This is a genomic window from Grimontia marina (assembly GCF_900060185.1).
Classification (GTDB): Bacteria; Pseudomonadota; Gammaproteobacteria; order Enterobacterales; family Vibrionaceae; genus Enterovibrio; species Enterovibrio marinus.
The window spans coordinates 105,161-117,412 of record NZ_FIZY01000004.1; the positions used below are offsets into that span (position 1 = coordinate 105,161).

Genomic DNA, 12,252 nt, shown 5'->3' on the forward strand with positions numbered 1-12,252 from the left:
AACAGGGCTTTTTTTGGTTTTTAGTGCATTAGAGTGCTCAAGAACGGAAGGCGGAGATAGCAGCCTCAAGTTCGCGACTCTGCTCAGCCACACGGGCTGCAGCTTGTGCATTCTCGCTAGTAGACGATGTGTTCGAAGAAGTGATCTGCTGAATCGAGTGAACATTCATATTCACCTCTTTTGCCACCATGCTCTGCTCTTCAACAGCAGCGGCTATCTGGGTGCTCATATCCATGATTTGCTGCATATCAACGATGATGTTATCAAGCTCAATGGAAGCCTCCTCAACATAGCTTACTGACTGCTGGCTATCTCGCTGACAGGTGTTGATACGCTCAACCACACTGTTGGTTTGCTCCTGTAGTGAGGCAATCATGGTCGCGATTTCGTCAGTAGATTTGTTAGTACGAGTCGCAAGTGAACGCACTTCATCCGCGACCACCGCGAAACCACGACCCTGCTCACCGGCACGCGCAGCTTCAATCGCCGCATTCAATGCGAGAAGGTTAGTTTGCTCTGAAATGTCTTTGATCACATCAACCACAGTGCCAATCTGCTGAGACAGCGACACCAGACTATGTATATCGCTGTTGGCAATACCCAAGCCGTCTGACAGCGTTATGATGGCATCACGGGTTGCCTGAACAGTTTGATGGCCTTTCTGCGCCCGGATCAGGCTTTGGTTGGCATTTGCTGCAGCCGTTTCAGTGTTGCTTGCAATCTCACGAATGGTCGCTTCCATCTCGTTAACGGCGGTCGCTGCCAGTTCAGCCTCTGATTGCTGCTTTTCAAATGAAACTTCCGCTTCGTTGCTGCGTAACTGCACATCCGAAGCCGTCGAGTTGAGGGTGGTAATGGAGATTTTTACCCCAGCAATCAATGACTGGCAGTGTTCCAACACCAAGTTGAAGTCGGAAGCAACCAGAGCTATCTCATCCTTGCCCTGTGCCTCTGCGCGAAGAGTCAGATCACGTTGCTCTGCCACTTTTTCCATGGTTTCAGTCAGCGTTTTTAAACGACGCTGAATATATCGATTGAGTAGAATACTCGCCGTAATCAATAGAGCAGAAATCACAAACAGCACAACCAACGAGGAGATCGTCAGCGTCCCCTCAGCTGTCTTCAGCTCACTGGCTAGTTGCAGTCGCATATCGTCGAAATCTGCTTCGACCTGGTGGGTCTGACCACGGATATTACCCAAAAGACCTGATTTATGGTTAAGACCCACTTCACGGCTGACTCGCATATATCGCTCGACCAATGCTTTCTGGGCATCCAGCGAAGCCAAACCGGTTTCGTTTTTTACACTCTGCCACACACGGCTAAACTCATCAAAGCGTGCTTCAGTGACATCCGCCATCAACAGGCGGCTCAATGTCACGAGATACGCAATATCATTAATGGAAGGATTGTCTTTCAAAAGTTTTTCATTGGTACTGCCTAACTCACCATGAATACCAGAGGAGCGGTTCAACCCCAACTTCTCGTAACCTTTCGATAATGAAATAAAGCCACTGTGATATATCTTTATGGCCTGCGACACGGCAGTGATTTGAGGCAGAGAAATGTCCAGACGCTTTGCATCCTGAGACAAGGTATTCAGATCTCGTTCAAACTTGGCGACGTTACCCGAGAATCTATCCACGTATTTGGTGTCGAGCCGCGCCAAGAAATCTTTTTCATTACGGCGCAGGTTGAGCAATCTCACTTCAAGCTCTGCGACCAGAGATAGTTTGGTTTTCAAGTCGACCATTCGCTCTGAAGCTTGCCAACCAATGAATGCAAATAATATTAACGACAATGCCGAGAATGCCGTCAGACCGTACAGTTTTGTTCTTATTTTCATGTCACCTCTTCCATCTTTACTTCTTGCGCTGGCGGCAAAGTCAATGCCTATTTCGATCCTTATCGGCATTTTCAATGAATCGTTTAGGAATGGCGTACGCTAAAAACAGAGAGGAGAGATTTAGGTCACGCTTTCAACGCTAAGCATACACGGCTGATATGACGAAATGTTTCCTCCTGAAAAGCATCAAAAGCCAGTACTAATCGTCGCTGTTCGAAGGGTGAGGATAAATCCAGAACGATAAGGTGACGACTGAAAAAACTGACTCGTTCAACATGGAATGTATCCCCATTAAAACGACACACACCGTCAATATTTAGGAAAAGCTTTCCGTTGAAATGAGTGAAAAAGGAAGACTGTCTGTGTGATTCGCGGATAATAAAGCAAAGCAGCAGCACTTTAGCTTCAAGAGGCAAGGCACTGGCAGCAAATAGAATCATCGCTGCCAGCACATAGATACCGCCAACACTCACTTTCAGCAAGCGAGAGGGCTGGATATCTGCATTAACGGAGTTTGCTACGGTTGTGCTCAACAATTTTGTTTGTTATCGCCACCAGCTCGGGTTTATCGCTGCGGCCATGTCCCATCAACCAAGTAAACAGATCCGGGTCATCACATTCCAGCAAAGCAACAAAGTGATGTTTTTCTTCTTCTGTTAACGTATCAAAACACTCTTCAAAAAATGGCATGATAATGACATCAAGCTCCAACATGCCGCGACGGCATGCCCATTTGATACGCGCTTTGTCTTCTGCACCCAGCATGAGTACCTCGAAAAATAGGTCAAAAATAACTGGCCCAGATATTATCAGTGCGCAGATAGCCTTGCTATGACTCACGGATTGAATCTTGTAACCCTGTGATCTGACCCCATATCAAAGGCATATTGCTGACTTTGTCCTCGACTCGGATTACCATAATCCCAATTATTTTTAAGCGAGAAGCACCATGACAAACTGGTACCAGACACACGCTTTCAACCGCCTTCCTCTTTCTTCAGACAGCGCGTTGCCAGCCCTGTCAGTTATTGCGTTGGATAACCTTTCTTTGATCACTGCTGTCGGTCAGGACACCATCCCTTATCTACAAGGCCAACTGACCTGCGATTTGGTATCGCTTGAGAAAACCCGCTCAACCCTTGCCGCCCACTGTGATGCTAAAGGCAAAGTTTGGTCTGCTATTCGCCTGTTCCACCATAACGACGGCATTGCCTATGTACAGCCTGCTTCTGTGGCAGAAAAGCAACTGACAGAAATTAAAAAGTATGCTGTATTCTCCAAGGCCGAGTTTTCGATGTCTGAGCAAGTGTTGATTGGTGTAGCTGGTGAGAAAGCTGACAGCGCAGTCGCATCGCGCTTCACCGGTGGAGGTGATGTTCGCGCAACCCAAACAGGCACAGCCGTTCGTATCGATAACAACCACTGGTTGCTTGCTGTGAATGCAGAAGAAGCTGACGCGCTAATTGCAGCTCTGGGTGAACGAGCAACACTAAGTGACAGTTCATTGTGGACGTTACTGGAACTTCGCTCGGCGATCCCTTCAATTGAAAAAGCCAACATCAGCGAGTTCATCCCACAATCCATTAACCTGCAGGCGCTGGACGCTATCAGCTTCAAGAAAGGCTGCTATACCGGTCAGGAGACCGTGGCTCGCGCAAAATACCGTGGCATCAATAAACGCGCTGCTTACCTGCTTGAAGGTGAAGCAGAAGAGACACCGAAAGCCGGTGATAAATTTGACCGCAGTGTGGGTGAAAACTGGCGTACCGGTGGTACGGTGATTTCTGGTTATCGTTTTGAAGATGGTCAGGCCCTGGCACTGGTCGTGCTGCCAAATAATCTCGATGACGACAGCCAGTTCCGTCTTGCAGATACCGACGTACTTTGGCAGAAAGTAGACCTGCCTTACAGCCTGGAAGACGAGGCCTAATTATGTCCTCGATTGATACTCCTATCCTTTCAATTTTGCGCGATGCAGGCATCTCGCACCGTTTGCTGCCTCATGCGAGTGAAGCAACGACTATACTCGATGCGGCCAAGCAGCGCGGTGTTGAGCCAGATCAATTAGTCAAATCCATGTTGCTGCGTGATATGGGCGGACAGATGGCCTTGGCGTGTGTACCAGGTACAGCGTCTGTCGATCCTAAGAAAGTTAGAGACCTTCTCGGGTGTCGACGCATGACCATGGTCGACAGCAAGCATGTACAAAGTATTACCGGTTACTCACCTGGCATGGTGACCCCAATATCTGTATTTGGCATGCTGCCAATATTCTTCGACCCAAGCCTTGCTGACTTTGAGCACATCAACATCAGCAGCGGTTCACCGATGGCAGGTGTAGAACTTCGTTTTCAGGATCTGGTCGATTTTTGTGGGCCTACCATCGCTGATATAAGCCGTGACACTGAGACGGACTATGAAGCCAGTTAACTGGCGCAGCGTCGATCTCAACTTTCTGGTCGCTTTTGCTGCACTGATGGAAACCCGCAGTGTCACCCGCGCCGCCGAGAAGCTATCAATTGGCCAATCAGCAATGAGTCATAATCTCTCTCGGCTGCGCACGCTGCTTGATGATCCGCTTTTCCACCGTCAAGGCAATGAAATGCAACAGACGGCACGTGCCTTCGAGCTAGAGCCCGTCATCACCCCACTTCTTGACACGATTGCCACCGATGTCCTGACACCCGTATCTTTCGAACCAAAGCAATATTCAGGGCCCATTCGCATCGGTTTAACCGACTATGCTGAATTGGTTTTTGCCCCTGCACTGTTTGATGTTTTTCGAGAGCAAGCGCCGCACTGTCAGCTAAGTTGCCATCCAGTTGATCGGGTTAATTACCGCGAGGCATTGAAAAACGATCAGGTTGATGTGGTATTGGGTGCAGTACAAACCGAAGATCCGGTGTTATTGATGGAAAATCTCTATACCGAGCGACATGTCTGTTTGTTTGACCCACATTCCACTGGGCTGAGTGCCCCTCTTTCATTGGACGACTACACCAAGACGCCCCACGCCTTGGTGTAGTCGTCCAGTTAAACAGCCCCGTGGACAACACCCTTAAATCTCTTGGTCGAGATCGTCAGGTAGTGATGGGCTCACAACGCTTTCTCACCATTCGCCATCTCCTTTCCGGGCGCAATCTTATCTGCACCGTGGCCGAGTTGATGGCGAAACTCGACATGTTCAACGACAAACTAGCCATCAGCGCAACACCTATCGATGTGAGCAATTTCGTTATCCGTCAAATCTGGCACAAAAAGAACGCCAGCAGCACTAAAAACCTCTGGATACGCCAAACCATTGATAAAACCGTATGTAATCAGGTGCGAGATTTACTTGCCAGATAGATAGGCTTGCTGCCTCAATTTCCATACTGTGACCTACCCCAAAGTCACGCGATTGCATCCCTTAATTTTCGGTTAAGTGTCATATCTGTCACACAGCAGTCATACGCGTATCGCTATAATTCCGCCCGCCAAAACCGAGTGAAACGTGACTGTCTTTTCATTCAACGGCTCTTCTCGGTTTAGGAAGTTGGCAGGAATAAAAACAAAAAAGGAATTGCGAATGCGGATGTTTAATCGTTATATCCCGACTCTCATTGCAAAACACGTTTACCGGCTATTCAGTGGACGTATTCACATCGATGGGCGGGGTGATTTCGACTTTCATCAAGGAATGGTGCAGGCGCAGTCAGATGGAGACTTTGAACACTTTCGGACAGTGAAGGAGATCAATACAGATATCCGTAAACTGAAAGAAATGTACTGATGGCTAAAGATCGTTTGATCTAGCACTTCGCTTGAAAAACACCGCGTTTATCGCGGTGTTTTCTTATCTTCAGAGCAAGGGAGGGTTATTCATCTTCCTCGATAGAGTCCTGATATGCTTCGGCATCCAACAGCTCGTCAATTTCCGCAGAATCACTGATACGGATTTGGAACAACCAGCCATCACCGTAAGGATCGCTGTTAACCAACTCTGGCGAACCTTCCAAATCTTCGTTAACAGCAACAATTTCGCCAGTCAACGGTGTGTAGATATCTGACGCAGCTTTCACGGATTCTGCTACTGCACAATCGTCACCTGCATCGACTGTATCACCCACATCGGGTAAATCAACAAACACCATATCACCCAGCAAAGCCTGTGCATGGTCGGAAATACCTACGGTATACACATCGTCACCTTCTGGTCTCACCCACTCGTGGGAAGTCGTGAATTTCAGCTCAGATGGGATATTGCTCATAAATCAGATTCCTTCTCAATACGTATATTTGTTGATCAACAAATAGGGATAGCACATGGTGTTAGATACGCAAATTAGGAAAGCCTTGAACACTTCGCAAGAAAAATCACCACACTAAAAGCAATAGTTTTAACTCGATCAAGCCTTGCTCAATGCAACGCTGATGGATTGCCTTAGTCCCCAAAACAACCTTATAACAAAAAAACGCCAACGACCTTTCAGCCATTGGCGTTTTTCTGAAGGATTTGTCAGGCGCTAGCCATCGACTTTGTTCAGGTGCACATCCATTTGTGGGAATGGAATTTCGATGCCTTCTGCATCCAGCGCTTCTTTTATCGCTTGTAAGAGGTCAAAGTAAACTGCCCAGTAATCTGCTGTACGAACCCAAGGACGAACCACCAGGTTCACAGAAGAGTCTGCCAGTTCAACCACTCCGATTGTTGGTTCGGGGGTGGTCAACAAACGGGTTTCTCTCGCCAGTACATCTGCCAACACCTGCTTGGTTTTTTGCAAATTAGCACTGTATGACACACCTATAACGAGATCGATACGACGAGTGTCATGTTTAGAATAGTTAGTGATGGGGCTAGAAATGATTGCGCCGTTTGGTACGACAACCATTTTGTTGTCCGGTGTTTTCAGAACGGTAGAAAAAATCTGGATGGAATCTACAGAGCCGGAAACGCTAGCGACTTCTACATAATCGCCGGACTTGAATGGGCGGAATGCAACAATCAGTACACCAGCGGCGAAGTTAGAAAGTGAACCTTGCAGTGCTAGACCAACTGCCAGACCGGCTGCACCGATAACCGCAACCACAGAAGCGGTTTGCACGCCAAGGCGACCCAAGGCTGCGATAAGTACGATAACAAACAGCAGGTAACGGACAAAAGTATGCACAAAACCGACAACCGTATCGTCGAGTTCTTTCTTGCGCATAACTTTGGCAACACCATTGGCAATGGCTTTGACAACCCAATTACCGATAATGAGGATGAGGAGAGCGGAGATGATGTTCACACCGTATTGAAGCAGTAGATCCTGGTTGCCATTGAACCAGCTCATCGCTTCGTTAGTAGCATTTTCCATTGCGTTTTCCTTGGTATTCTTATGCCGTGTTTAGCTTTTTCCTAGGGTTCCACAGGACGGTACAACAAATTCCTGACGAAACTGCTCGGATAAAATCAGAGCAGAGTTTACAGTTTAAGCAGCAACAGAAAGTGTCTCAAATTTAAAACGAAAACACTGTTTTTTTGGTGTATTAATGAGACCATATGCATAAAAAACCCGTCGTCAGACGGGGTTTCAGCATTAAGTTTGAGCCGCCAGGCGCTTAAGCCACTTGCTTCTCTTCTTCTGGAGCAGCGGCTTTTGCCATTGCTGCGTGGTAATGAACATCCATTTGCGGAAATGGAATTTCAATACCTTCTGCGTCCAGACCTTCTTTGATGGCCTGCATCAGGTCAAAGTAGGTTGACCAGTAATCTTCTGTTTTTACCCACGGGCGCACAACGAAGTTAACTGAAGAGTCCATCAGCGCATGAACACCGATAGTTGGTTCAGGATCTTGCAGTACGCGCTCGTCCGCTTTCACGATGCGGGTCAGTACTTCTTTAGTCTTCTGCAGATCAGCCTTGTAAGACACACCAATAATGAAATCGATACGACGGGTCGCATGGCGTGAGTAGTTGGTGATTGGGCTAGAAATAACAGTGCCGTTAGGAACCACTACCATTTTGTTGTCTGGGGTCGTCAGTACTGTAGAGAAGATCTGGATAGACGCAACAGAGCCAGCTACACCACCCACTTCTACATAGTCACCAGATTTGAACGGACGGAAAGTCACGATCAGCACCCCGGCAGCAAAGTTTGACAATGAACCTTGCAGTGCCAGGCCGATGGCCAGACCCGCCGCACCAATTACCGCTACAATAGAGGCGGTTTCAACACCTACACGACCCAATGCTGCAATCAGCACAATCGCGAACATCACATAGCGAACCATGTTCTCGATAAAATCGACAACCGTTTGGTCAAGCTCGCGCTTTTTCAATACTGTAGCGACAGAACCTGCCACTTTCTTCACGACCCAGTTACCGACGAACAGGATAAGCAGTGCAGTCACTACGTTCATTGCGTATTGGATCATCAACTCCTGGTTGGAAACCAGCCAGTTCATCGCTTCAGTTGCTGTTTGTTCAACAGACTCGACAGCGTTTTGCTCAGTCATTTGTATCTCTCACAAAGGCTAATACCAATCGTAGTAAATATCTGCTCATCCTAGCTTGTTAAAACACTCGATAACTGCGTTGAAAAATTTGATTGTAGAATAAATACTTATCGAAATTTTCCGCCTTGTTCTCGAGCATTTTTCCTGCGCTATTTCTGATCACCTACCTACTGTGATTGGCATAAAAAAACCAAACCACCTCAATACGTTAAAAGCCAATCTTCGGCTTTCTATCTCTTGAGGTGGCTAGGGAAGATGGCCAATATCAATCGGGTTGAATAACAGCCATAAAAAAACCCGCTAAATTTAGCGGGTTTCATTACGATTTGTAATTAAATTTTTTAAATAAAACTTAAATTACAGTACGTCGATCGCGTTAAGATCTTTGAACGCTTGCTCAAGACGCGCAACCATACCTTCTTGACCAGCACGCAGCCATACGCGTGGGTCGTAGTATTTCTTGTTAGGTGCGTCTTCGCCAGTTGGGTTACCGATTTGACCTTGCAGGTAATCGTGGTTTTTCGCTTCGTACTGACGGATACCATCCCAAGTCGCCCACTGAGTATCAGTGTCGATGTTCATTTTGATAACGCCGTAAGAGATAGACTCTTCGATTTCTGCTTGAGAAGAACCAGAACCACCATGGAATACGAAGTTCAGCGCGTTAGGTGCAATACCGAATTTCTCTGCACAGTATGCTTGAGAATCGCGCAGGATGGTTGGAGTCAGAACAACGTTACCTGGCTTGTAAACGCCGTGTACGTTACCGAAAGACGCAGCGATAGTGAAACGGTGGCTGATAGCGTTCAGTTTCTCGTATGCGTATGCAACGTCTTCTGGAGAAGTGTACAGCTCAGACGCGTCCATGTGAGAGTTGTCTACGCCGTCTTCTTCACCACCAGTACAACCCAGTTCGATTTCCAGAGTCATGTTCATCTTTTCCATGCGAGCCAGGTACTCCGCACAGATTTCGATGTTTTCTTCCAGAGATTCTTCTGACAGGTCAATCATGTGAGAAGAGAACAGTGGCTTACCAGTTGCCGCGAAGTGCTCTTCACCTGCAGCCAGCAGACCGTCAATCCATGGCAGCAATTTCTTAGCTGCGTGGTCAGTGTGCAGGATAACTGGCACACCGTAAGATTCAGCAATAGCATGAACGTATTTAGCACCCGCTACTGCGCCTTTGATTTGTGATTCCTGACCTTCCAGCTTCAGGCCTTTACCTGCGAAGAACGCAGCGCCGCCGTTAGAGAACTGAACAACAACCGGTGCTTTAACTTTTGCAGCAGCTTCCAGTACTGAGTTGATAGAGTCAGTGTTTACTACGTTTACCGCTGGAAGAGCAAACTTGTGCTCTTTAGCAATTTCAAACACTTTCTGAACGTCGTCACCAGAGATAACGCCAGGTTTTACGAAATCAAAAACTTTAGACATAACAATAGTCCTATTTACTCTGTTGTCTTGAGTGAAATCCTATCCAAGCCGATGTTTCCTACCGACTTGTTTCAATTCGGCAAACGTTTGCGAACAGTGCTGCGCATTGTACCCAAACGTGATTCTAAACACATTATTTTTTGCGTTTAGATATACATTCAAATGATTACAAAATTATCAAAGATGCATAAAAAACGGGGGCAGTAACCCCCGTTAATCATTACGCTTTCGCGCGAGTTTCCAGCATTTCTACTGCAGGTAGTACTTTACCTTCAACGAACTCAAGGAATGCGCCGCCACCGGTAGAGATGTAAGAAACGTCAGCTTTGATACCGAACTGGTCGATAGCTGCCAGCGTGTCACCACCACCTGCAACAGAGAAACCTTCAGAAGCCGCAATCGCTTCAGAGATACCTTTAGTACCTGCTTCGAAGTTCTTGAATTCAAATACGCCTACTGGGCCGTTCCACAGAATGGTTTTTGCATTCTTCAGGATTTCAGCCAGCGCTTGTGTTGAGTCTGGACCCAGGTCGAAGATCATGTCGTCGTCCTGAACTTCAGAAACGTGCTTGATTACTGCTTCTGCGTTCTCGTCGAATGCTTTTGCACATGCAACGTCAGTCGCTACTGGAATCGCACACTCGTCCATCAGCTTCTTAGCAGTATCAACCAGGTCAGCTTCGTACAGAGACTTACCTACGTTGTGGCCTGCTGCTGCGATGAAGGTGTTTGCGATACCACCACCAACAACCAATTGGTCAGCGATTTTAGACAGAGATTCCAGAACAGTCAGTTTGGTAGAAACTTTAGAACCACCAACGATTGCCACCATTGGGCGCGCAGGGTTGTCCATTGCTTTGCCCAGTGCTTCCAGTTCGTTTGCCAGCAGAGGACCTGCACATGCGATTGGAGCGAACACACCAACACCGTAGGTTGATGCTTGTGCACGGTGAGCAGTACCGAACGCGTCCATCACGAACACGTCACACAGTGCAGCGTATTTCTTAGACAGTTCGTCTTCGTTTTTCTTCTCGCCTTTGTTGAAACGTACGTTTTCCAGAACAACCAGCTCACCTGCGTTCAGCTCCAGGCCGTCCAGGTAGTCTTTTGCCAGTTTAACGTCACAATCCAGTGCGTCGTTCAGGTAGTTAACAACAGGCTGCAGAGAGAATTCTTCAGCGTACTCGCCTTCGGTCGGACGACCCAGGTGAGAAGTAACCATCACTTTCGCGCCAGCTTCCAGGCAGTGTTTGATGGTTGGCAGAGACGCCAGAATACGCGCGTCAGAAGTCACTTTACCGTCTTTTACTGGTACGTTCAGATCGGCACGGATAAATACGCGTTTGCCAGCCAGATCCAGATCGGTCATTTTGATTACAGACATTTTCGTCCTCTCTCTAAGTTGCAAAAATCAAAAATTTGCTGTGGCTTTCTTTACTTCGGAAAGCCGTGGCTCAAGCCTTCGAGCCACTGGTAACTGTTGCCATGGCCAACGCTGTATCCAGCATCCGGTTGGCAAATCCCCATTCGTTGTCGCACCAAATCAACATTTTTATCAGATGATGATTACTAACTCGTGTCTGCGAACCATCCACAATGGCGCTGTGGGGATCATGGTTAAAGTCTATCGAGACAAGTGGTGCCTCGGTATAGTCGACGATGCCGTTCAATGTACACCGAGCGGCCTCCTCGAGTGATTGATTTACGTCATTAACTTTCACTTTTGTGTGAACAGTAACACTCAAATCCATTGCTGTGACGTTAATTGTTGGCACTCTAACCGAAATCGCTTCAAATTTGTCAGAAAATTTCGGAAAGATTCTTCCAATTCCTAAATGTAATTTAGTGTCGACCGGAATAATAGACTGACTGGCAGCGCGTGTGCGTCGCAGATCTGGGTGATAAGCGTCGATCACCTGCTGGTCGTTCATGGAAGAGTGAATCGTGGTGATGGTGCCTGACTCAATCCTAAACTGCTCATCCAATACCTTAATTACAGGCACAATACAGTTGGTGGTACAGGAACCATTGGAAACAATGCGATCCGTCGGTTTGAGGGTTTCTTCATTCACACCAAAGATGATGGTGTTATCCAGGTCGTTACTGCCTGGATGGGAGAACAGCACTTTCTTGGCACCGGCGTCCAAATGCGCCTGACCGTGTTCACGGTTGCCAAACACACCCGTACAGTCGAGCACGATGTCGATGTCCAGATCTCGCCAAGGGAGTAGATTGATGTCACTAAGGTGCAGAATGCGGATTTTGTCGTCGCCAACAAACAGAGACTCCTGACTGTTGGTCACTTTCTTGAAAAAGCGGCCATGACTGGAGTCATACTGAAGTAGATGCGCCATGGCATCAGGCTCAGCCAGTTCGTTCACCGCAACCACTTCTATCTGATCGCGTTTGTCACTTTCATACAGCGCGCGGAGCACGCTACGGCCGATGCGGCCAAATCCATTAATTGCGACGCGTAATGCCATATCCCTGCT

Annotated in this window: 12 protein-coding genes and 1 pseudogene; 4 read left to right on the top strand and 9 right to left on the bottom strand. The window is 47.5% G+C overall.

Annotated elements, in window-relative coordinates; all coding sequences use genetic code 11:
• Window positions 1-37 precede the first annotated feature (37 nt).
• The 3 genes from GMA8713_RS03590 to GMA8713_RS03600 all read right to left on the bottom strand — a co-directional run bounded on the left by GMA8713_RS03590 (window position 38) and on the right by GMA8713_RS03600 (window position 2,611).
• Window positions 38-1,846, bottom strand: coding sequence for a methyl-accepting chemotaxis protein (locus GMA8713_RS03590; protein ID WP_062705777.1), 1,809 nt, complete (start codon window positions 1,844-1,846; stop codon window positions 38-40).
• Between the two features lie 125 nt (window positions 1,847-1,971).
• The gene (locus tag GMA8713_RS03595; protein ID WP_232314340.1) at window positions 1,972-2,379 is read right to left on the bottom strand and encodes a protein YgfX; all 408 of its coding nucleotides are present in this window, start codon (window positions 2,377-2,379) and stop codon (window positions 1,972-1,974) included.
• Window positions 2,351-2,611: an FAD assembly factor SdhE gene (locus tag GMA8713_RS03600; protein ID WP_062705778.1), complete on the bottom strand. Its 261-nt coding sequence runs from the start codon at window positions 2,609-2,611 to the stop codon at window positions 2,351-2,353. The genes GMA8713_RS03595 and GMA8713_RS03600 overlap by 29 nt, the downstream gene beginning before the upstream one ends.
• Before the next feature lie 184 nt (window positions 2,612-2,795).
• Between GMA8713_RS03600 and ygfZ the strand changes: the two genes are divergently transcribed.
• The 4 genes and pseudogenes from ygfZ to GMA8713_RS03620 all read left to right on the top strand — a co-directional run bounded on the left by ygfZ (window position 2,796) and on the right by GMA8713_RS03620 (window position 5,618).
• The gene (ygfZ, locus tag GMA8713_RS03605) at window positions 2,796-3,776 is read left to right on the top strand and encodes a tRNA-modifying protein YgfZ (protein WP_062705781.1); all 981 of its coding nucleotides are present in this window, start codon (window positions 2,796-2,798) and stop codon (window positions 3,774-3,776) included.
• A 2-nt stretch (window positions 3,777-3,778) separates the two neighbouring features.
• The gene (locus GMA8713_RS03610; RefSeq protein WP_062705783.1) at window positions 3,779-4,276 is read left to right on the top strand and encodes an aminoacyl-tRNA deacylase; all 498 of its coding nucleotides are present in this window, start codon (window positions 3,779-3,781) and stop codon (window positions 4,274-4,276) included.
• Window positions 4,263-5,194: pseudogene (locus GMA8713_RS03615) on the top strand (LysR family transcriptional regulator). The gene GMA8713_RS03610 and the pseudogene GMA8713_RS03615 overlap by 14 nt, the downstream one beginning before the upstream one ends.
• 220 nt (window positions 5,195-5,414) lie before the next feature.
• Window positions 5,415-5,618: a DUF1107 family protein gene (locus GMA8713_RS03620; RefSeq protein ID WP_062705785.1), complete on the top strand. Its 204-nt coding sequence runs from the start codon at window positions 5,415-5,417 to the stop codon at window positions 5,616-5,618.
• Between the two features lie 85 nt (window positions 5,619-5,703).
• Here GMA8713_RS03620 and gcvH read toward each other — a convergent pair whose 3' ends face one another.
• The 6 genes from gcvH to epd all read right to left on the bottom strand — a co-directional run bounded on the left by gcvH (window position 5,704) and on the right by epd (window position 12,243).
• Window positions 5,704-6,096 (bottom strand): glycine cleavage system protein GcvH, encoded by a 393-nt coding sequence (gcvH, locus tag GMA8713_RS03625; protein WP_062705787.1) that lies wholly within the window; start codon window positions 6,094-6,096, stop codon window positions 5,704-5,706.
• Window positions 6,097-6,351: 255 nt separating this feature from the next.
• Window positions 6,352-7,185 (bottom strand): small-conductance mechanosensitive channel MscS, encoded by an 834-nt coding sequence (mscS, locus tag GMA8713_RS03630; protein ID WP_062705789.1) that lies wholly within the window; start codon window positions 7,183-7,185, stop codon window positions 6,352-6,354.
• Between the two features lie 244 nt (window positions 7,186-7,429).
• Entirely contained in the window at window positions 7,430-8,326 is an 897-nt protein-coding gene (gene mscS / locus GMA8713_RS03635) for a small-conductance mechanosensitive channel MscS (RefSeq protein WP_062705792.1), read from the bottom strand.
• Between the two features lie 357 nt (window positions 8,327-8,683).
• On the bottom strand, window positions 8,684-9,760 hold the full coding sequence (gene fbaA, locus GMA8713_RS03640; protein ID WP_002537501.1) for a class II fructose-bisphosphate aldolase: 1,077 nt from the start codon (window positions 9,758-9,760) through the stop codon (window positions 8,684-8,686).
• A 220-nt stretch (window positions 9,761-9,980) separates the two neighbouring features.
• Entirely contained in the window at window positions 9,981-11,144 is a 1,164-nt protein-coding gene (locus GMA8713_RS03645) for a phosphoglycerate kinase (RefSeq protein ID WP_062705795.1), read from the bottom strand.
• 70 nt (window positions 11,145-11,214) lie between these two features.
• Window positions 11,215-12,243, bottom strand: a complete 1,029-nt coding sequence (epd, locus tag GMA8713_RS03650) for an erythrose-4-phosphate dehydrogenase (protein ID WP_062705798.1) — start codon at window positions 12,241-12,243, stop codon at window positions 11,215-11,217.
• Between the last annotated feature and the right edge of the window lie 9 nt (window positions 12,244-12,252).